This window comes from Dyella sp. NPDC103356, from assembly GCF_055584465.1.
Genome location: NZ_JBVJLZ010000002.1, coordinates 190,460 through 213,206, shown reverse-complemented (window position 1 = coordinate 213,206; position 22,747 = coordinate 190,460). Strand labels below are relative to the sequence as shown.

The window sequence follows — 22,747 nt, the reverse complement described above, 5'->3', positions numbered from 1 at the left end:
TCTCCGCCAGACGCAACCTGTCGATACGCAGCTCTCACCGCTTGCATTACCAGCGCATGCGGAACCCGAGCGTACCGTTCAACGCATGGCTGTCGCCGAAGTTATCCAGCCCCGTCTGCGCCTGCACTTCGCCATACACGGAGTAACGACCGTCGGCCCAATCCAGCGAGCCGCCCAGGCCGAAGCCGCCCCACAGCCGCTCGTTGCGGGTGGTGAAGTCAGTGCCGGCCACGGCCACGCGCGAACCATCGCCGAGGGTCCGGTACAAGTTGGCAATGGCATACAAGTGCGTCGCGACGGCGCCGTACGAGCCCTGGTGGGCCTGGCGATAGTCGATCGTTACGCCGAGGCGCCCGGTCGTCGTGCCGCTCTGCTTCTGCGACACCTGTGCGCCAAAGGCATCGGTGAAGTTGTCGAACTCGGCATTGCCATAGCTCACCTGCGCCTGCGGCACGAGCGACCATTGATCGCCCAGGCGCAACCGCTGCCCCACTTCCACACCCGCAACGTAACCGTTGCCCTTGTTGTCGTCCTTCAGCAGCTGCGCGAGCGTGGTGGAACGCAGGTCGGTATCGAAACTCGTCCAGCGGACCTGACCGTCGACATAGAAGTTGTTCTCGCCGTACCACGTGAGCGAGCCGCCTACGCCATAGGCGTTGGTCTTGAGCCGGCCTTGTCCGTAGATGGAACTTGCATTCGACTGATAGCGACCGTATTGCAGCGTGCCGCCGGCAACCAGCTTGCCGCTTTCGCCTTCGCTCACCGTGGCGTCGATACCCGCCTCGGACTTCCAGGCCGAGATGTCGTAGTTCGTTCCGCTGGTGGTGATGTCCGGCTTGATCGTCTGGTCGCCGCTTTCCACGCGCATCCACAGGCCTTCGCCAGGAGCCATGTTGTCCGCGACTTCGTCGCCCGCCCATACACGGTTGCCGGTGCGCTGGAACAGGCTTTCCGGTGCATTGATCTGCTGCAGGATGCCGGCATAGGCCTCGTACAACGGCACACCGGGCTGATACAGCGGCGGCGTGGTCGTGGTGCCCGAACCGTCGAGCAAGGCCGAACGTAGATACCAGTCGCCATCGCTCGGGTTCGCATCCGTACCCTTGTAGAGACGATACGCATAGGCGCCTGCAACCACCGCCTGATCGCCCTGGAACACGTAGTCGCCCTGCAATGCGAAGCTGCCGTTGGACGCGCCCTGCACATCGATCAGCTTGATGCCTTGCGTGGTCTGCGCGCCTGCACCACCGACGTTGTTCACGTGCACCGTGGTGTTGCCCGAGGTACTGCCGGCAACTACCAACTGATCCGTGGCCGAGCTGTCGTCGCCAAGCGCTGTGTTGAAATTCAACGTACCGCCCTGCCCGACGTAGTCGCCCTTCACCGTCAACGTGGTGCCAGGCGCGGTGCCGAAATTCACCGTACCCGCATGCGTAAGCGAAGCCACCGTCTGCGCATGGCCACCCAGGTCCAGCGTGCCGGCCTGTTGCACCGTAAATGCAGACGACGCATTGAACGTGCCATCCACCGCCGCACTCAAGCTACCTGCGCTTACTGTGGTGGCACCGCTGTAACTCGACGCGCCACCCAATACCAGTGTACCGGCGCCAGTCTTGGTGAGGCTGCCGGTGCCACCGATGCCGCTATTGAACGTGAGTGTGGTGCCGTCATCGGTGTCGATGGTGGCCGCGCCACCCAGTCCTATTGTGCGGCTCGTCGCAAAGCTGCCAGTGGTGTGCAGCGTTGCATCGTCGACCGAGAGACTGCCCGATGCCAGACCGAGGTTGCCGTCGTTTGCCACCTGTAGCGTACCGGCGTGCACATCGGTGCCGCCGCCATAGGTGTTGGCGCCGGTGAGTACGAGAGTGCCCAGGTCGTCCTTCACCAACATGGCGCTGCCAGTCAGTGCGGAGTCGATGGTGGCCGTCATGCCGGTTCCGGCAGCAGTGCCGTCGCCCACACGAATGGTAGCGGCGCTGCCCGTCAGTTCGATGGAGCCGCCCGTGAGGTGATAGCCATCGGTCTGGAACTGCATGCCCGACGCAGTCACCTGCCCATTGGCGTCATCCACCGTCACCGTACCGGCAGTACCGCCGAAGACAGCAAACGATCCGTTGGAATACGGCGCGTTGATGGTGCCGGTCGCCTCCGTCCAGGAGTCGTTGTCCGCCAGTCGCCATGTGCCATCACCGCCATTGATCGCACCGTCGTTGGCGTGACCTGGGCCATCCCAGAAGCTGAGCGTCAGTCCTTGCGTGCTCACCAGATTGACCTGGTTGGCCAACGAAGTCTGCACGAACACATCCGTGCCGGGCAGCGTGCCCAGCGCAAGCCCGTTGTCGGTGAGCGTGCCGTCGTAGCTGAAGATCCGGTATACGCCCGCACCAAAGCTGCCACCTGCCGTAGTCGCCACATTGAGCGTGCCGTCCAGGGTGAGATTGCCATGCACCACGGTGAGATCGTTGGACGCACCGCCCGGCGTGCCGGCCTGACCGAGCTCGTAGTTGAGCGTCGAGTTCGCACCAAGCGCCAAGTTGCCGTTGATGGTAAGCGTGCCGGCCGCTCCCGCTGCTGCACCCGGGCTCAGCGTGCCGCCATCGGCAATCGTCACGTCGCCGCCGATGATGCCTGTGCCGCCAATCGTGCCGCCGCTCTGCACTGTCGTCGCGCCGGTAGCGGCCGTCTGATCGCCATTGATCAACAACGTGCCGCCCTGCACCGTGGTTGCACCGGTATAAGTATTGGTTCCGGTCAACACCGTCGTACCGCTGCCAAGCTGCGTCACACCGCCCGTGCCGGAGATCTGGCCGTCGAACGCATGGACGTCCGAACGATTGAAGGCCAGCGTGCCGTTATCGGCAACATCGCCAAGTATCGAGCCGGTCGTACCACCCTCGCCCAATTGCAGCGTGCCGCCGCTGATGGTCGTGTTGCCTCCGTAGGTGTTGTCATCTGCCAGCACCAGGGTGCCCAGGTCCGTTTTCGTCAGACCATCGGTTCCCTGTAGCTCGGAGGCGATCGTCGCCGTCATGCTCGCGCCCAGCGTCGTGCCATCGCCTACGCGAATCACCGGCGCGTTACCGCCGGTAGCGACCAGCACGATCGGATCGCCTTCGATGCGGTAGCCATCGGTCGCAAACTGCATGCCGCCGCTGTTGATGGCGCCCAGGCTCGCATCGACCGTCACCGTACCGGCGGTACTCGCAAAAATCGCGAAGGTGCTGTCCTGGTAGGACGCGTTGACCGAGCCATCCGTCAGTGTCCAGTTGTCGTTGCCTGCCGCGTTCTGCCAGACGCCATCGCCGCCCTGCACCTGACTGTCACCACGTGCGCCATTGCCGTCCCAGAAATTGACGGGCAGGCCCGTGGTGTTGACCAGGTTCACCTGCTGGGCGATCGAGGTCTGCAGGAGATAGCCCGACGACGGCACCGAGACAGGTGTCAGGCCGTTATCGGTAAGCACTCCGCCATAGCTCATGATGCGGTAGATGCCCGGATCGAATGTACCGCCCGACGACACCGACACGTTGAGATTGCCGTCGAGCGTGAGATCGCCGCCCACCTGCACCAGGTCGTTGAGCGGGCCACCCACCACGTTGGCCTGACCGAAGTCGACATTGAGGTTGGACGTACCGCTCATCGTCAGGCTGCCCTTGATGGACAGCGTGCCCGGTGCCGTACCGACGTTGCCGGGGTTCAGCGAGGCGCCATCCGCCAGATTGACGTCACCACCGATAACGCCCATGCCACCCAGCGTGCCGCCGGCATCAACCGATGTCGCGCCCGTTGCCGCCGTCTGATCGCCATTGACGATCAGGCTGCCGGCACGAACGGCCGTCGGACCGGTATACGTATTGGCGCCCGACAGCACCGTGGTACCGCTGCCTTGTTGCTCCAATGAGCCGCTGCCGGAAATCGCCCCTGCAAACGTAGACGTATCGCTGCGATCGAAAACCAGCGTGCCGTTGTCGACGATATTGCCGGTAACAGAGCCGGCCGTGCCGCCGTTGCCTAGCTGCAGGACGCCGCCTGAAATCGTCGTACCACCGGTGTAAGTGTTGTTGGCGGCAAGAACCAGCGCGCTACCGCCATCCTTGGTCAATGCGCCGGCACCACCGACCGCGCTGGACAGCGTCAGATCGCCCTGCGTATTGAACGTACCACCACCATTGCCCAGGGTGACACTGCGTGCCGAGGTGAACCCCGCAGTATTGAGTAGCGTGCCGCCATCGAGCGATAGCGCACCGGCGGCATTACCGAGGTTGGCGTCGCTGGACACCGAAACGGTACCGCCATCGATGGCCGTGCCACCGGCATAAGTATTGGCACCACCCAACGTCAACGTACTGGCGCCGATCTTGGTAAGCGCACCGGCGCCGACAATGGCGTGCGTGAGATTCAGGTCATCCTGGGTGTCGAATGTCGCGCCACCCTGATTGATCGTGATGTCGCGCGCGATAAGAAATGCCCCGGTATTGCGCAGCGTGCCGCCATCGAAGCTGAGCGTGCCCGCGGCGAAGCCAAGGCTGGAATTGCGCGACACCTGCAGCACACCGCCATTGATCGCGGTACCACCGGTATAGGTATTGGTGCCCTCGAGCACCAGCGTACCGAGATCGTCTTTCTCCAATCCACCCGTGCCGATCAGCGCCGAGCCGATGACCGCCGTCATGTTCGCACCCGCCGCAGTACCGTCGCCCACGCGGATGATCGCCGTTCCGCTGTTGAGCGTGATGGCATCGCCGATGACGTTGTAACCGCTTACCGCAAACTGCATGCCCGAACTAGTCACCGCACCCAGGCTGCCATCGACCGTCACCGTACCGGCCGTACCCATGAAGATGCCGAACTGGCCATTGGCATAGGGCGCGTTGAACTGCCCCGTCTGGTCGGTCCAGTTGTCATTGCCCGCAGCGCTCTGCCAGACACCGGTGCCGCCATCGACGGTGTTGTTCGCGTGGCCGTTGGGGCCATCCCAGAAGTTGAGCGACAAGCCATTGCTGTTGAGCAGGTTGACCTGATTGGCCACCGACGTCTGCACCTGGAAGGTACCTGAGGGCGTGCTGCCAAGCGTCAGGCCCTGATCGTTGAGCGACCCGTCGTAACTGATGATGCGATACAGGCCTGGGCCGAAGCTGCCGCCCGGTGTGGCCGATACATTGAGCGTGCCGTCCAGTGTGAGGTTGCCGTGCACGACGGTCAGATCGTTGAGCGTACCGCCGACCACGTTGGCCTGGCCGAACTGGTAGTTCATCGCCGAGCCACCGCTCAGCGCCAGGCTGCCGTTGATAGTCAGCGTGCCAGCCGCCCCCGTATCGCCGGGACTCAGCGTGCCACCATCGGCAATCGCCACGTCGCCGCCGATCGTGCCCTTGCCGCCTAGTGTGCCGCCAATCTGTGCCACGGTGGCACCGGTCGCGGCCGATTGATCGCCGTCGATCAGCAGCGTGCCGGACTGCACCGTCGACGAGCCCTTGTAGCTGTTGGCCGCCGTCAACACCGTCGTGCCGCTACCGCTCTGTGTCACGCCACCGTTGCCCGAAATCGATCCGGCGAACGTATAGACGTCCGAACGATCGACTGCAAACGTGCCGTTGTCGACCACGTTACCCACGATGGAGCCGTTCGCACCACCATTGCCCAACTGCAGCGTACCCGCACTGATCGTCGTACCGCCGGTATAGGTTTCGGTGGCGGTCAGCACGGTCGTGCCGGTACCGGACTGCACCACGTCGCCGGCGCCGGAAATGGTGCCTGCCAGCGTCATCGTGTCGGAGCGATCGAAGCCCAGCGTGCCGGCCGTGTCGACGATGATGGTGGGGCTGGTGATCGAGCCGGTGGTACCACCATTGCCCAACTGCAACAGGCCCGCGTTGACTACCGTATTGCCGGTATAAGTGTTGCTACCGGTCAGCAGCCAGGTTCCGGCCCCGTTCTTCGCCAATGTGGTGATGCCACCGAGACCATCAATGATGGTCCCACCCATGGTGTTGAGGCCGGTGTTGGTACCACCCAGGCCCAACGTTCGGTCGCCGCTACCGCTGTAGGCTGCCGAGCCGGTGTTGCTGAAGACGATCGCGCCGGTGCCGGACGATTCGATAACGCTACTGCCCGCCGACAATGTGAACAGGCGATCCGTAGTATCGCCAGCACCCGTATAGCGCAAAGTGGCATCGTTGCCGATCACCAGGTTGCTGGCGACACCCGTCGAGGCGCCAATACTGCTTGCCTGGCCGCCATTGGCCAGATGATCCACGCCAAGCACGCCGCCGCTGATTGTGGTGACGCCAGTGTAGCTACTGGCGGCGTTTCGCAGGATCCAGGTACCATCCCCGGTCTTGCTAAACGATGTCTGGCCGCTGCCATTATTGGTTATCTGTAACGCCAGGCTGTTATCGGCAGTATTGGCGCCGGTCAGCGCAACGGCCTGCGTGGTGTTGGGTGCCGTAAATGCGATGGCACCCGTGTTGGTGAACTGCAGCGGCCCACCCGTGCCCGACGAATCCACCCTGCTTGCATTGGATGGCCCCAACGAGAACAGGCGATCGGTGCTGTCGCCTGCGCCAAGGTATTGCAGCAAGCCGCCATTGAGCACAAGGTTGCTGGCGGCATTGCTTGATGAACCGATCGAACTGGCCTGGCCGCCGTTGGTCAGCGAGTTCACCGCAAACGTGCCGGCATTGATCGTGGTCGTGCCAACGTAAGTGCTATTCACACCGGAGAGATACTCGGCACCACCGCCACTTTTGATGATCTGGCCTGTACCGGAAATGGTCCCACCGTATGCCCCTGCGCCGACGGAGACGCCGGAGCCTGAAGTGATGGACAGCGTGGCCCCACCCAGGTTGATGTCTCCGCCAGTCGTGCCGCCACCGATCACCGAAGTCACGGAAGTATTGAACCCTTTCAGATTGAGCTGCACGCCCGCGACGTTGGAAAGGTTCATCGCATTGCTACCGAATGCATTGACGGCACCAGCCTGCAAGGTGCCTGCTCGCAACAAGGTCCCATTCGCGTAATTATTGCTGGTGCCGGTCAACACCAGCGTACCGGCACCTTGCTTGATCAATGCACCTGCGCCGGTGATCTGTCCGCTGAGGGTCAGTGTGGTCGCCGCATTGTTTACCTGCACCGTACCATTGCCAGTAAGCAGCATGCCGCGATCGGTGCTGACGGTCGCCCCGGTATAGATAAGCGTGCCGCCATTGATAGAGAGGTTGGCCGGATTGCTGGCCGACGCACCGATACCGCTACTCTGACCGCCGTTGGCGAGACAGTCAGTGGTAAGCACGCTGGATGAGAGAGTGGTAGGACCTGTATAGCTGTTACCGCAACCGGTCATGATCTGGCTGCGCCCGCTGGCGATCGTCACACCCCCCACGCCGCTGATGGTACCCGACCATGTGCCGTTACCGTTGATCGTCAACCCAGTGCCCGCAGCACCCAGCGTAACAGTGCCCGCGCCGCTCAATGCGCCGACGCTGACCGGGAAGGTGGCCGCGTCCAACGTAGCGCCAGCGTTGACCGTCATCGTGCCATTACCGCCGAGGGCAGTAGCAGAACCCGCGCGCAACGTACCGGCCGTGATCGTTGTACCACCCGTGTAAGTGTTGGCGCCGGACAGCACAAGCGTGCCTGCACCGTCCTTGACCAGCGTGCCCGTTCCGACCACGGCGCCGCTGTCGGTCAGCGTGGTAGCCGCCTGGTCGACCGCGACATGGCCCTGACCCGCGGCGAGCGTGAAGCCGCGGTCCGTCGGCGTGGTGGCGCCCGTGTACTCCAGGCCGCCGCCGCTCTGCAGCACCAGGCTGGACGAGGCATTGCTGCCTGCGCCGATGCCACTGGCCACACCGCCGTTGGCCAACGTACCGGTCGACAACAAACCGGCGCTCACCGTAACAGGGCCAACGAAATCATTGGCCGCATTCGACAACGTCAACGTGCCCGCGCCGGTCTTGGTGAAACCGGCATCGTCGGGGCTGGTGACCACGCCGCTGAACGTCAGGTTGGTGGTGCCGTCGACCTGGATCGTCCGCGAGGGACCGTTATCGACCAGGGTGAAACCGCGATCCGTGCTGCTGGTTGCGCCGGTGTAGTGCAGCGTACCGTTTTCCAACACAAGGTTCGACGGATCGGCGGATGAGGCGCCGATCGCGCTCGCCGCGCCGCCATTGGCAACGCTGTTGAAAGCCAGCGTGGCCCCGCTCACCGTCGTTGAGCCGGTGTAGGTGTTAGCACCGTTGAGCGTCACCGCGCCCGTGCCCAGGCCGTTGACGGTGAAGCTGGTGGCGCCACCGTTGTCGACAACGGTAGAGTTGATGCTGAAGTTGCCGCCAGAGTTCTGCAGCACGCCCAGCGGACTGCCACCTGTGCCGCCCGTCAGAGAGCCGCCCTGGATCGTCTGATTGGCGGTCGTTACCGTCGGCGACACGATGATGCTGCCGTCGACACTCAGCGTATTGCCCGCGCCGACGTTTACGGTGGACCCGGCCGCCGCGGTGACCTTCATGCCGCCCAACGCTACATTGCCATTGACTGTGCCGAAGTACGGCGTATTGGCGTTGCCGCCTCCGTCACTGACGATGTCGCCGCTTGCCCAGGTGCTCGCATCGTCCTTGTTCGCGTAGTTGGTGAAGGCGGTGATGACGCCGCCCGTTACCTGCGCGTAGTCCGACTGGTTGACCGTGGCCCAGCCACCGAGCGCACCGTCCGCGTTCGTGGTGCTGATCGTCGTACCGGTATTGAAGGCAAAATCGACCAGGCCGGCGCTGCGATTGATCGCGCCCAGCGAGACTGCCAGCGAACCACCCGAACCGGCAGTGGCGCTGATGCGGTTATTGCCACCTGTAATATTGAGGCCGTTGAATGTCTGCGTGTTCGCCGCAGCCGCGCCCTTGATGGAAAGCGTGCCGCCGTCCAGATTGAGCGTCGAACTGCCGCTGATGATGCCGCTGGCCGGCGCACCCGCGACGGAATAGTCCAATGCCAACGTGCCGCCACCGATCGTGGTGGCACCGGTATACGTATTGGCACCGGTCAGCGTCTGCGTGCCTGCGCCCAACTTGGTCAGGCTGCCCGTGCCGCCGATGCTGCCCGCATACGACGTGCTTCCCGAGGCCGCATTGAGCGTAAGCGACCCACTACCCAGATTCACAGCACCACCTGTGCCGGCTAACGAAGGTGCGGTAATGGCCAGGTTGTTGAGATCCAGCAGGCCACCGTTGACGATCAGGCCCTTCGAAGCGCCGAAGGCATTGACGTTGCCGGCGGTGAGCGTGCCGGTCGTCACCGTAGTGGTGCCCACATAGGTATTGGCACCGCTCAGCACCCAATTGCCGCTGGTGTTGATCAGCACGCTGCCGGTGCCGCCGATGGCACCGGAATACGTATTGGTACCGCCGTAGCTGCCGCCCAGCGTGATCGTATCGGTGCCGCCTGCGACGAAATTGGCCGCGCCGGTGAGCGTAAGAGGACCGCCGGTGAGATTGTTGTTATTGGCGATGGTGCTGGCACCGTCGAACTGGAACACGCGGTTGGACGACGTCGCCCCGCCCGTGTAGCTCAGCGTGCCGGACAGCAAGTTGATGCCGCCGGCCGTACCCGTGCCGAAGGAGCTGCTCGTGCCGGTATCGGTCAGCACCGGCGCAACCACCGTGATCGCGGTGATGCCGCTGGCACCGGTATAGGTGTTGGAGCCCGCCAACGTGATGGTCCGGCCCGCCGAACCGGTATAGCTCATCGAACGCGTCGACGTAGGGCTGCTGATCACGCCCAACAGTTTTATGTCGGCATTCCAGGCAGCGAAGGTGTTGGCCGGCGGGTTGGAACCGGACATCAGAATGTTGCCGTCCAGCTCCAGAGTACCGGTACCGATGTTTGTGAGTGCCGTGCCGGTAGTGAAAGTATTGCCGAATGCAAAGTTACGGTTGGTGGTGCTGCCACTGCCTGTGTAGTTCAAGGTTGTGGCACTGCCGCTGCCTGCAACGACGTTCACCACGCCGTTGGCGGCTGTCGTTGGGGCGCCTAGCGCGCTGGCCTGCCCCAGGTTACCGATGGAGGAAAAATTAAAACTGCCACCGCCACCAAAGGTCGTCACACCGGTGTAGTCATTGGCGTTGTTGGTCATCGCGACGCCAGAGCTCTCCACGAGACCGCCGGTTCCCGTGAAGCGGGCCGATCCGACGCCACCACCGACAATGTTGACGGTGCCATTCAGCGTAATCACACGGCTGGCAGCCAGGGGAGCCAGGGCGCTGGCATTTAGCTGAGTGCCATCAGCCATGGTGACGCCGTTACTGGCGGCACCCAGGGCGGTATCGCTGCCTAGTGTGAGCTGCCCCTGGTTCACAGTGATGCCGCCGCTGAAGGTGTTAGCCCCGTTCAGGGTCAATATGCCGGCTGCGTTTTTGATAAGCCCCGCGTTGCCGGCAATAACGGAATTGATCGTAGCGTTGCCCGAAATGCTGGGTGCCGTACCGGCCAGCGTGATCGTGCTGCCAGTAAGTGTGTAACCGTTCGTTGAGAAAGTGAGCGCATTGGCAGTGATCGGTGTAGACAGCGTCACCGTGCCGGCCGTCCCGGCGAAGATGGCGTTGTCGAGCGCCGCGTTGTTCCATACCGTGAAAGGACCGGCAACGCCATCGCTGGCAGTGTTCCAATTCGCCAGTGAAGTGTCCCACGTACCCGATCCGCCACTGCCGGCCGCACCGCCGTTGACGTCCCAGTAGCGGTCAGTTGCCAAAGTCGCGGGGGCGTACAACGCCGCAAGCGCCGCCAACATACCCAGGCGCAACGTCAACGGTGCGAGTCGCGATGAAGAGCGATCATCCGTGCCGCCTGCACTGGAACGTCCGCGTCCTTTGCCGTGCCTGCCCGCCAGTTCCGACGCCACCACCCATGTATTGAGTGCCGTGGACCAGACGATGCGGAATACTCGATTCATCACTTTCCCCTGTGGATATCAAACGAATACGGACTTAACTGGAGACATGGCTGTATGAAGAGTCGCGCGGACGCGACTCATGCAAGACAAGCGGTGTGTAAGGGCCACGAATGCGGCATGCGACGGATGCATGCATCGCGCAGGCCAATGACACCTGACAGGTGTGCGAAGGCGATTGCGCGGAATATGGCGGCGAGTCGCCGCACGGCAGGTATTCTGTAAAAACTTACGTAGACAAACGCAATAGAACGCCGCACCCTGTGCCTCCCGATTCCCTGGGGACGCCAGCTCCCTACCCCGGCAACGCGACATGCATCGCTGTTGTCGAGTAGAAAGCCAAGATCATGCGCGAACGCCTGCGGGCGCTGGCTGCCAAGCAAGCCCTCACCACGCGGAATTGCTACGCCCCCGTTCCTGACGTCAATCTTTCGGAAAGTTTATGGGGATGGTGCGTAACGACGATATCCGACTTGTCTCATCAAATTCGTCAATTTGTCTCTGGCATTCCTGATTTGAATATCAGATATAACTTGTATATATGCCATTAGTCACGCGACAGTTATTTGCAAAACAGGTCACCGATCACTATTCCTGTAAGCCGCTTGGATAAACTCCGCCGCTGTCTCGAGTGTGTGCGACAGGGGAAAGCAGTGAGACAAGGGATACGTGTGTCGACGAAGCAGGCTGAAACGTCGCGTGCTCACTACCGGCCGACCGCATGATCGTCGGCTCGTCGAGATTCAATCACCCGCAGTACCAACGCGACCGCAAGCTGGCGCTGCAGATCGGGTTCGATCAATACCTGCTGCAGTTGTATCTGGTCGGCTCGAACGAGAGCACATGCGACGGGCGTCCGATCTTTCTGCGCTCGGGCGATATCTGCCTGTTCGATCTGGCTCGGCCTTTTTCCACGGCTGCAACGGATGGCTCCACGGTATCGCTGGTCATCCCAAGGGGGCCGCTGGATCGGGCAAACCGCGGCAAGAGCCTGCATGGCGTGATCATGCCGGCGGAGCGACCGCTGACACGGATCCTTGCCGATTTCGTTCTGAGCGTGTGTCGGGCGGCATCCGATCTCAATGACCAGGAAGCCTTTGCCGTCGAACAGTCGCTGCTCAGCCTGCTGACCGCGGGGCTGGCCCAGGATAGCTATGCGGCAACACCCGAAGTCAGCACACCGATGATGCAGATGCTGCGCCAGCAGTTGCTTGAATTCATCGAAGCCAACCTCTACGAACGCGAGCTTGGCCCTGCCCTGTTGATGCAACGCCATCAAGTCTCGCGAGCACACTTGTATCGGATATTCGCCGCCGATGGCGGCATCGCCAAGATCATTCGCGACAAGCGACTTGACGCCGCCTATCGCGAAATTGCCCTGGGTGCAAAGACCGCCGGCAAATCGATCACCGATATCGCGCTTCGGCTGGGCTTTTCCAACAGCAGTCAGTTCGCACGGGCATTTCAACGCCGTTTTGCGATGACGCCAAGAGAGGCGCGTCAGGAAGGGGTGCGCGCTGCCCCTCCCAGACCATCGTCACCGGTGCCGCAGGAGCAGGCCGCGCGCTACTATCAGGCCGTCGACGACTGGCTCGAAGAACTGTTCAGCTGATCTTCGCGCGGCCAGTGCTTGGACGCTGCACGTTCAAACCGACACGCTACGCGAACGTCTGGCCGTCGAGAAAGGGGGACCAGACCCCTACTGCACTTTCCGTAGCTCACCTAGCATTCCAAGCACCAGTTGACCGCGGTGAATCAAAGCCACAGATCGTTTGTCGATCCGCGCCACTGTCGACCAAGTCATGGCGCCCCGAGCCTTCTGACGAGAGAGCGCGTTCATCATGCGCGCGCGTTGCGCTTCCGAGCCTTGTGCCGCGCGGCTATCATCCGGCACGTTCAGACCTAGCTCTCGGGTCTGAAGTACCTGCACGCTCCCGTCCGGCGCCAGCGCGCCAAGCAGTCCGCCTGTCGAAGCGATCGCTATGGCTTCTGTCTTGAATGCACGAGCGGCAAGCGGATAGACCCAGCTTCGCGTCAGCGTCGGCGAAGGAGCCGAGAAAGGCGCATGCGGGCGAATAGCCAGGGTTTCATTGGCCTCGGTAACAATCTCGAGCGCAGCGTTCTGTTGTTCCTGGATCGTCCCAAGCAATCGCTCGCGTCCGTGCGGACCGATCGCCAGGAAATCAATTCGCGCTCGCTCAGGGAGCTTGCGCAGGCCGACCATCCACAAGCGAAGCGGGTCGAAAGCGAGCTCATGATCGTAGTCAGGATCAACCAGAGGATCGTCCCAGCTAAGATGCGTTACGCCATGCGCCCATGGATTGCGTATGGAATCACAGTAACTATCCATCAGCCGCCTGGCCGTTGGCGGTGGCGATGCGGGCACGACCGGAATGGTTTTCAGGTCGACCCATCGAACACCGTAATCGGTAAAAAGAAACACCGATGTCGCAGTTCCCGCTGCCAGGCGGCCAGTCGGAGGGTCGACAAAAGTAAGGACTGTTTGCGGCGATGTCGAAAGTGGATCGGACATGTTCACCTTGTCGGTGTCGACCGTCCATGCATTCGCGGGATCGAAGATCGTATGGTCAAGGAACACGCGAGGTGGCCCACCTGCGTACCCGGATGCTGCGTTCCGCAGAACGACCTGAGCCGGATTGAAGACCATCGACACGGCTCTCAGGTTGCAATTGATGTGAAAGCCAGACGTCGCCTGGATCATCTCGCCAGCAAGTAAAGGAGCTACCTTGGGCCTCACGGTCCCGCCCATGACAAATCCGGCGGCCGTGACTTCGGCGCGGGTCTGCACGAATGCTCTTGAAGGTGACGACGGCGCCCACGCGACGCGCTCGAACGTGATGGAGTCGTCCGTATGACCGACCTCCTCGAACCCATCCCCTGGAGACGGCGACCTGCCGAGCACCGCATCGGAGACGCCAGACTCGGCACCGATGTGAAAACCGATACCGAACGGTATGCCCAGAGCTAATGTCGCCAAGACATCGCACCAGGTGGAATCTGCATCCCAGGTCAGTACAGCTATCGACTTGAGAGTATCGGGCCCCAGAAACTGGAAGCTCACCGTCAAGCTCAACTCGATGGATATGTCCACGCTCAAGAGCGGGCACGCATCAACGGCAATGATGTTGCCCGTACCTACAACGGCGGGGAGCGTCGGAACCCACACGGCTCTCGCTGCTTCGTCCTTTCGCAACTCCTGCGGCTTGGGTTGCGGCAGCCAGGGCTTGTTCGGATCGGGCGGAGGCGGCGGTACGACTGCCGTATCCAGCGACTGGTCAAGAATGCCTCGCACTGTTTCCGCGATGAATGCCCCGGGAATTGTTTGATTCCATTCATCGCCATTGAGGTGATCCACCGGCGCGTCTAAAACGGCATCGGTTTGTTCCGTTCCGAATCGGATGGCTACAACCTGTTCGTTCCCCACGATGGATGCACACTTCACTTTGATATCGCTGGGAATATCCAGTGCAAAAGTCCCCGTTTGCACTGAAAAATACTCATACACCTTCAGGTCGTAGGTCAATGCAGGCGGCAGACCCGTCGATAGGTCAAAGCGCATCTTGAGTGTGATCTTGAAGGGAAGCTCCGCCGCAGCCGTCATAGCCGGCTGAAGGCTCCCCGCGGCACGAATATCGGCTAGCGAGTTGTGATACCGGACGGTCAACGTCCCTCTGAAAATGACCGAAGTATCCATATCCCAACTATCGAAGGAACAACTGGCACATTCGATCTTTTCCAGGAACTTGCCTTTGAGCTCAATAAGACCCGGCGCAATGCCGGCGGGCAAATCGATACTGTCCAATTGAGTCAAGGTTGGCGCAGCAAGAACCTGGCTATTAATTTCGCCTCGAATAATTTCACCGAATCGATCGCTACGTATCTGAATTTCGATAATGGACATTGCATCCTCCGAAACGACGAGTTGGATTTCAGAACTCACGCGAACGGAGCACTGGCCTCGAAGGAACTGGCGCCACAAAAGGCCACGCCACGCAGCTAGGAAGCACAGTTTCCCGTCACCCTTGGTCAAAAGAGCGTTTCTTGATACCGGACGATCAGCACGCAACGATGCGTCGAGCGACATGAAGGTTGCCGCCACGCACTGGTTATCTGTTTACCCTTTAAGCGCCTTTCGCATCACGGATGCCATTTCTGTGTGGACGACATCCAGATGCAGGCATAACGAAGGACTTTAATGCGCAGGATTTTGCGCCCATAAAGCGGCAAAAGTCTATCGGCGCTTTCCTACAACCAAAGGCCTATTAATGGGTTAATGGAAAAGCCTGCGCGATCATTCCTATACCCACCGTGATAACGATGATCCCGATGGCCCGCGGCAGCGTGCTCGAAGGCGAGAGGCGTTCAACCGTAATAGCGACCGTGACGATTCCCATCACGCCCAGATCCATCACACCATTGACGATAAGTATTGCCGTCATTCCGGCACAGCAATAACTGCAATGAAGGCCGCGCCGTACACCATAACGCCAGGCATTGACGTTATTAGTTGGCAGACTGCAACCATGCATAGGCCATGGACGGCAACACACCCATTGACGCGCTTTCCATGCCGTGAACTGAAGCGCACCGGCGATCACCACGACGACGCCGATCATGACCGGCACGGCACGCGCAAGCGCCGGCCATTGCATCGCCAGTGCCGAAAACCCGGCCCCTAGCGGAAAGATCACCATGCCTAAAACAGCCCAAACGAAGAAATATCCCGTACCCACGCTTACGGTGAGACGGCCGACGTGCGAAAGACCCGTCTTTGTGATGGCATGACGATAATGTCGCAGCACGGGAAATAATGACGGCAGCATCATCGCCACCATCATCACCGTCCACATGCCAAGGAACGATACCGCGAGGTCGAGCCACGTCTGCCCATCCATGGGCATCCACGCCATCGACAATAGCCAGTGGCCGGGCATGGGCATGCCGCCCATACCCGACATGGCCCTGCACCAGAGCGTCGTTACAATGACGCTACCGACAAAGAGCAGCGTGCACGCCACATAGAACATACCCTCACGACGCCAGGTAGACATCCCGGATCAACCCTTGTCGTACTCATCATGGCGTCGCCACCAGACACCTGTTTCGTTGCGGCCCTTGGGTGCCCGGTCGAGCCATTGATACATGCCCCAGATACCATCGACACCGCGCGCATACGTCGAATACGTGTGATAGATGACGCCGTCCTCCATCACGAAGGTGCTTATGCCGGGGCGGTCGCGTGCATAGGTGCTTGGATCGGTGCCGCAGGTATCGGCGAACTGCACGACCGGTTCGGGCACCGGTGCGGCATCCATCGCGTGCCCGCCGCGCTGGTAGTTGTATTCGATCTGGCCGTCGCGCTGCTGCTGTTCGGTGAAAGAGACATTGAAGTCGAAGTTGAAATCGCCGCTGCTCGACGAGGCCCAGGGAAATGTCCATCCCATGCGCTTCTTGTAGGCCTGCAATTTTTCCAAGGGCGCCCGCGACATCGTCCAGAACGCGACATCGTGATGCTGCAAGTGCGTCACGATGCCGTTGAAGCTATCGGCAATCGACGAACACGACGGGCAGCCGGCCTTGTAGTCGGGGCCGAACATGAAGTGATACACGATGAGCTGCGAGCGGCCGCCGAACAAGTCCGCCAGCGAGGCGCCGCCTTGATCGGTCTCGAATCGGTAGGACTTGTCGATGCGCACCCACGGCAACGCCTGCCGCTGCTGCGCCAATGCGTCGTTGCGGCGCGTAAGCTCCTTTTCGGCATCAAGCAGCTCCAGTCGCGCCGCCAGCCATTCTTCACGCGTCCCGGTCGTATGTGTCTTCATAGCGCTCTCCTCGGTGTAATGCGGTGGTTGTCGTGAGATAGACTGAACCCGGGCAATCGAACAGTGGGAGTGACAAGTGTGTCGGGATTCCGATGGACTCGCTGATCACGGCCGCGGCGCGCGCGCTGGCCTCGGGTGATCCGCTGGGCGCACTGAACCGCGTTGCCCTGCGCGACGATGCGCCGGCACTCGCGCTGCGCGGCATCGCGATGGCGCAGCTGGGCGATCTCACGCGTGCGAAGACACTCCTGCGTAGCGCCGCGCGCGCATTCGGCCCGAAAGAGCCCGTGGCCCGCGCACGATGTGTCGTGGCCGAGGCGGAGATTGCACTGGCTTCACGTGAGCTGGGCTGGCCGGCGAAAACCCTCGATGCCGCGCGGGTGACACTCGAACAGCATGGCGATCGGGTCAATGCCGCACATGCGCAGTATCTTCAGGTGCGGCGCCTTTTGCTGATCGGCCAACTCGACGAAGTCGAGCGCGTGCTCGCCGGCCTGGATACGACGCCCTTCCCGCCCGCGTTGATGGCCGCGCACGAACTGGTCCTGGCAGGTATCGCCATGCGACGCGTGCAGGCTCAAGCCGCGCGTGCCGCGCTCGATCGGGCGGCGCATGCCGCGCATCGCGCCGGCATTCCCGCGCTGGCGGCAGAGGTCGATAGCGCTCGACTGGTTCTGAATACGCCCGCCGCGCGCCTGATCGTAGATGGCGAACAGCGGCTCGTACTACTCGACGAGGTCGAGACCCTGCTGGCGTCAAAAGCGTTTGTCGTCGATGCATGCCGCTATATCGTGCGCGATGCGCATAACGTGGTGTCGCTCGCCACGCGCCCGGTGTTATTCGCGCTGGCCCGGATGCTGGGCGAAGCGTGGCCGGGTGACGTGTCGCGGGAGACGCTTATTGAGCAGGCCTTTCGCGCAAAACTCATCGATGAAACGCATCGCGTACGCTTGCGTGTCGAAATCGGAAGGCTTCGCGGCATGCTGGAGCCACTGGCCGATATCAACGCGACAAAGCGCGGATTTGCACTGGCACCGCGGCATGCACGCGACGTTGTCTTACTGGCGCGACCGGTCGAGGAAAAACACGCCGCCGTGCTCGCTTTCCTTGCTGACGGCGAGTCCTGGTCGAGCTCGGCTCTGGCGCTCGCGCTCGGCGCCAGCCAGCGCACGGTGCAGCGAGCGCTCGATACGCTGGCCGCAGCCGGCAAAGTGCAGTCGTTCGGCCACGGACGTGCACGCCGATGGATGACGCCACCCCTGCCAGGATTCGCGACGACCTTGTTACTCCCGGCTCCGCTACCGGGCGACTAGGATGGCGACATGCAGGACGGCTCGAATTACCTGCCACTTGGTAGGAATGACTGCAAGCCTTCCTAGTCGTCATCCCGGCGCAGGCCGGGACCCAGTGACGTCGGTTTCCGGTTTTCGCGATAGAGCAGATGCTTGTTGGCTCTCGCGATAACCGATCACAAAGCCACTGGGTCCCGGCCTACGCCGGGATGACGATAGGGGAGATTGAGGTTTTTGGAAGTTCCCTGAAATCGCATTTGCACACTAAGCCTGCTCTTCAAAGCCCCCTCACATCCAAAGGTTCTCGAGACACCCATGAAACGATCGCCAGCCAACATCATCCAGGAATACGGCCCCTTCCCGGGTGTCGAGCGCGTGCACGGCGTGACCTATGACGGTCAGCACGTGTGGTTTGCTACTGGCGACAGCTTGAAAGCCATGGATCCGGCCAGTGGAAAGACCCTGCGCTCGATCGATGTTCCCGCGCACGCGGGCACCGCCTTCGATGGCGAGCATCTGTTTCAGATCGCCGAAGACCGCATCCAGAAGATCGACCCCGCCACCGGTCGCGTACTGACCACCATTCCGGCACCGGGCGGTGGCGCCGACTCGGGACTCGCATGGGCCGAAGGCACGCTGTGGGTGGGGCAGTATCGGGAGCGCAAGATCCATCAGATCGATCCGCAAACCGGCGCGATCCTTCGCACGGTTCAATCCAATCGCTTCGTCACCGGCGTCACCTGGGTCGACGGCGAGCTTTGGCATGGCAGTTGGGAGGATGATCAGAGTGACGTAAGGCGCATCGACCCGCTCACCGGCGAAACGCTCGACATCCTGGAGATGCCGGCCGGCATCGGTGTATCCGGCGTCGAATCCGATGGCGCGGACCGGTTCTTCTGCGGCGACGGCGTCAACAGCAAACTCCGAGCCATACGTCGCCCCAAGTGAGATCCCGTTAAGCGACGCGCTACGCCGGCGTAACCGCCAACTGTGTTATTCCAAAGATCGACTCCAGTTCGCGCCGCCCCTTGTTCGTTACCGTCAATGCGCGGCTGTCGAGTTGTCGCTGCAGCCAGCCGCGCCTGATCCCGAGCTCGAGCAGCGCGGCACCCAAGGCGCCACCCACGTGCGGACGACGCATGCTCCAGTCCAAGCATGGGTAAGCGAAGCGGCGGCGTGGCGATAGCTCCGAGTCCATGCCGAGCTCGGCTACCTTGCGTACGCCCAGATCGGTAAGTACATAGTCGGTCGCATCCGCGCCGGGAGCGACCCAGGCCATCGCCAGCAAGCGGTCATGCCACGCTACGCCCAAGGTTCCGGCCAGATGGTCGTAACAAGTACGCGCCATGCGCAGCGGCGCAGGCGTCGATGGCACGAAACGCCGGGTTGTCGGAGCGGCCACCACCATCAAGGCCTCCAGCGCCTGGGCCACGTCATGATTGGCCAACCGATAGTAACGATGGCGCCCCTGCACCCATACCTCGACCAGTCCTAGCTGCCTCATTCGCTGCAGATGCGCGCTCGCCGTCGGTGCCCCGACGCCCGCGACGACGGCAAGCTCGGTGCTCGTACGCGCACAACCGTCCATCAGACAGCAAAGCATGCGGCTGCGCGCTGGCTCGGCAATCGCCGATGCGACGCGGGCCAGGCCGGTCTCGTGATCTTCGATATCCATGGCGGCTACCTCGCAGGTTCGTTCACGGCGGCACGGCTTCTGCCGCCTGGATAAACGCATTGACGCTTTCATACAGGGAACGACGGTTGTGTTCGAGATGCATCACATGCGTGCCATCGTCGATGCGCAACTGCCACTTCATCGGGCTTGCGGTAAACCGCGCCAGGAATGACGACGCACCGGCGTCATCGACGATGACATCGTAGTTCCCATACACCACGAATACGGGTACATCGATGTCGGCGGCCGTGTAAGGATAGACGCCGCGCACGGCCGCTGCGATATCCACATTGGGGCCTTCCGGGATACGTATCAGGTCCGACTCGTCGCCTGGCACGTGCGGGCTCGACGCCGCATAGGCCGCGGCCCAGCGCTGTTCGATCGCCGCTTCAAGCAAGCGCTTGTCCTTGGGAACCACGTCGGCAAATCGCAGCTGTGCCAGCCGCTGCTGCGCCGTCAACGAAAACCAGGCCCCATGGCCCCCCTCTTTCTCGGGCGATGCCACGGGAACGACCGGGCCGAAAAGGGTCAGCGACTTCAGCGCTGTCACGTGTTGCGCAGCGTACGTCGCAGCGGGAATCGTGCCCCAGGAATGCGCAATGACATGAAGCTCGCGCACGCCACGGGCGCTTTTCATGTGCGCGACAGCAAGCGCTATATCGTCCGCAGCTTCCTGTGCTCGCAAGACCGGCTGCGCATGTTCGGCCACATCCAGCATCGCCGGCGGACGACTCGATGCGCCAAAGCCCAGGAAATCCAGGCCGCAGGCCAGAAAACCCCGCTCGGCCATGAAATGCATCCACGAATCGCCGGGCGCGAATTCGAATCCTGCGGCGAGCCCGGTCGGGAAACTCGAACCATGAATAAAAAGTACGCCCCGCCCGGTCGGCTTCGCAGGCGCCATGCAATGCAACGCCACGTGCTGGCCGGATGCATGCGGCAACGCCAGATACGTCGTATCCATCGGAGCAACGGCAGTCCCCACCAGAAGCGCGGATACCCGACTCAACGCAACCATCGACAGCATGCAGCACCCGCGCGGTCAGCCCGAAAGGCAGCACCGTAGCGAGTCCGCGGTATCCATACTTCGATCGGCAACGAATCGTGGTCGAACCGCAAGACAGCCCAGGCGCCTTGCGGTTCGACCGAACGCTTACTGGTACTTGGTACCGTTCACGACCACGTAACCGGCATGCGGCCAGGAGCTGCTGGTGCCGTGATGGGTCCAGTCGATACCCTGGCTCGAGTCGTTATCGTAGTAGTAGCGACCCTGCACATAGGTGTTGTCGCCCACCATGACCCACGGCCACTTCGGCGCGTTCATCTGGTCCAGGTCGGAAACGATTTCGATCGTCACACCCTGGGCAACCTGCACGTAGAAATAACCGTGATTGCCGCTGCGGGTGTGCTTGGCGGGAAGCACCGCGGTGACGACGCCGCAAACGTCAACGAACTGATCCGCGGAGATTTCACCATTCTCGAAGTTTTGCTGATCCTGCAAGAACTGCGCGTTGTTGCACGGATACGTGGCCGTTTTCGAGAAGCCGGCGATCTCCCCCGTATCCTGCGCCTGCGAAGCCGCCGAACACAGCGCCAAAGCCCCCACTAATCCTAACGAAAGGAAACGAAGTTTCATCACTATCCCTCATGATTAATTACCCCCTCCCATGAATATAGATAATAAACATTACGGCAACCATTCATCGGCGAAATTTAGCTCACACAGAAGGCCAACCAGATAACATTTTTTGATTCGCAATATTTTGTTGATGCGCCCAATGAACTGTTTTAAGCGCGAAATCGTTTTCAGCACAAGCATAAAACTCAACTCAAAATGCACTGACAAAAAATCGTCATAATTCCAGGTAAAACGGTTGTCCATACACAAACATGACCAGCCGAATCAAGGCCATCAATTCATGAAGACACTCCACCGCTTCGTTATCGTTTTATCGGCCGTTCTCGTGGCAGGACGAGCCCACGCGACAAAACCGGATTGCGAAGGGCCGCCATGTTTACCCAACTGAGTTTGACGCTTCGCTACGTCGGCCGATCGACATCCTTGTTGTCACCATGGGTAGGCAACCGATCCTCCGGTTCGTCGATGCGCTCCGCATAGCGATTCGGCTCGATGTGCGTCCCTCGTGCCACGGCCAGGCCATGGGTCAGCTCGGCGCCAAGCAGCACGATCACCGAGGCGTAGTACATCCAGGTCAACAGCACTACAACGGCGCCGGCCGGCCCGTAGGCGCCGCCGACTTTGGCTCGATCCAGATAAAGCCCGATGACAAACTGGCCGGCAACGAACAACACCGCTGTCAGCACAGCGCCACGTGCAGCATCCTTCCACGGAATGCTCGCATCGGGCAGCACTTTGTACATGGCGCCAAAAGCCAGTACGAACACCACCAGCGAGGCGCAGATCTCGATTGACTGCCAGGCCAGCGTGTCGCCCGGCAGCAAGGTCTGGATGATGGCCGTGACGACGAAAGAAACGATCAACAAAAAGAAGATACCTATCAGCAAACCGATCGCACGCGCACGCATGCTCAGCCAACTAAGTACCGCCTCGCGGGTGCCGCCTTTGATCTGCACGCCAAAAATACGATTCAGGGTCGACTGCAATTGCGCGAACACCGTCGATGCGCTGAAGACCGTCACACCAATACCGATCAAGCCAAGGATATTACCCAGCCGCGGCTGCTGCTTTGCATTGTCCATGACCAGTTTGATCGCACCAGCGCCTTCCTTGCCCAGCACGCCGGCCAGCATGGCGACCAGTTGATCCTGCGAGGACGGCTGCAGTACCGACAGGCTCCATAAGGTCAATACCAGAATCGGTGCGAACGAGAGTGCCGACCAGAACGCCAACGCCGAGGCACGCGTCATCAGCTCATCGTCGGCGAAACCGTCGATGGCGACATGAAAGGTACGACCCACCAATCGAATGAACTTTCGCATCCTGAAAGACCTCACGCAGGATCGACACTATCGGTGC

11 protein-coding genes are annotated in these 22,747 nt (G+C 61.3%); 3 read left to right on the top strand and 8 right to left on the bottom strand.

Translation table 11 applies throughout. The features are described from left to right. Nucleotides 1–46: 46 nt before the first annotated feature. Nucleotides 47–10,942, bottom strand: a complete 10,896-nt coding sequence (locus ACZ6WW_RS04385) for an autotransporter-associated beta strand repeat-containing protein (protein ID WP_465273139.1) — start codon at nt 10,940–10,942, stop codon at nt 47–49. Between the two features lie 718 nt (nt 10,943–11,660). Here ACZ6WW_RS04385 and ACZ6WW_RS04380 point away from each other — a divergent pair. After that, nucleotides 11,661–12,551, top strand: a complete 891-nt coding sequence (locus ACZ6WW_RS04380; protein WP_465273138.1) for a helix-turn-helix domain-containing protein — start codon at nt 11,661–11,663, stop codon at nt 12,549–12,551. An 87-nt stretch (nt 12,552–12,638) separates the two neighbouring features. Here ACZ6WW_RS04380 and ACZ6WW_RS04375 read toward each other — a convergent pair whose 3' ends face one another. The 3 genes from ACZ6WW_RS04375 to ACZ6WW_RS04365 all read right to left on the bottom strand — a co-directional run bounded on the left by ACZ6WW_RS04375 (nt 12,639) and on the right by ACZ6WW_RS04365 (nt 16,782). Continuing rightward, complete coding sequence (locus tag ACZ6WW_RS04375; protein ID WP_465273137.1) at nt 12,639–14,861, bottom strand: hypothetical protein; 2,223 nt, start codon at nt 14,859–14,861, stop codon at nt 12,639–12,641. Nucleotides 14,862–15,222: 361 nt separating this feature from the next. Next, entirely contained in the window at nt 15,223–16,011 is a 789-nt protein-coding gene (locus ACZ6WW_RS04370) for a DUF2182 domain-containing protein (protein ID WP_465273136.1), read from the bottom strand. A gap of 6 nt (nt 16,012–16,017) precedes the next feature. Beyond that, nucleotides 16,018–16,782 carry a DUF899 domain-containing protein gene (locus ACZ6WW_RS04365; RefSeq protein WP_465273135.1) on the bottom strand — a complete coding sequence of 255 codons (765 nt, stop codon included), beginning with the start codon at nt 16,780–16,782 and terminating at the stop codon, nt 16,018–16,020. Nucleotides 16,783–16,874: 92 nt separating this feature from the next. Between ACZ6WW_RS04365 and ACZ6WW_RS04360 the strand changes: the two genes are divergently transcribed. After that, nucleotides 16,875–18,095 carry a helix-turn-helix domain-containing protein gene (locus ACZ6WW_RS04360; RefSeq protein WP_465273134.1) on the top strand — a complete coding sequence of 407 codons (1,221 nt, stop codon included), beginning with the start codon at nt 16,875–16,877 and terminating at the stop codon, nt 18,093–18,095. 294 nt (nt 18,096–18,389) lie between these two features. Further along, the gene (locus ACZ6WW_RS04355) at nt 18,390–19,022 is read left to right on the top strand and encodes a Vgb family protein (protein ID WP_465273133.1); all 633 of its coding nucleotides are present in this window, start codon (nt 18,390–18,392) and stop codon (nt 19,020–19,022) included. Nucleotides 19,023–19,041: 19 nt separating this feature from the next. Here ACZ6WW_RS04355 and ACZ6WW_RS04350 read toward each other — a convergent pair whose 3' ends face one another. The 4 genes from ACZ6WW_RS04350 to ACZ6WW_RS04335 form a co-directional block, all read right to left on the bottom strand. Continuing rightward, nucleotides 19,042–19,749 (bottom strand): ArsR/SmtB family transcription factor, encoded by a 708-nt coding sequence (locus tag ACZ6WW_RS04350; protein WP_465273132.1) that lies wholly within the window; start codon nt 19,747–19,749, stop codon nt 19,042–19,044. Nucleotides 19,750–19,771: 22 nt separating this feature from the next. Beyond that, nucleotides 19,772–20,776 carry an alpha/beta fold hydrolase gene (locus ACZ6WW_RS04345; RefSeq protein ID WP_465273131.1) on the bottom strand — a complete coding sequence of 335 codons (1,005 nt, stop codon included), beginning with the start codon at nt 20,774–20,776 and terminating at the stop codon, nt 19,772–19,774. Nucleotides 20,777–20,902: 126 nt separating this feature from the next. Beyond that, nucleotides 20,903–21,385: a DUF3465 domain-containing protein gene (locus ACZ6WW_RS04340; protein WP_465273130.1), complete on the bottom strand. Its 483-nt coding sequence runs from the start codon at nt 21,383–21,385 to the stop codon at nt 20,903–20,905. Nucleotides 21,386–21,789: 404 nt separating this feature from the next. Further along, on the bottom strand, nt 21,790–22,710 hold the full coding sequence (locus ACZ6WW_RS04335) for a YihY/virulence factor BrkB family protein (RefSeq protein ID WP_465273129.1): 921 nt from the start codon (nt 22,708–22,710) through the stop codon (nt 21,790–21,792). Nucleotides 22,711–22,747: the final 37 nt, after the last annotated feature.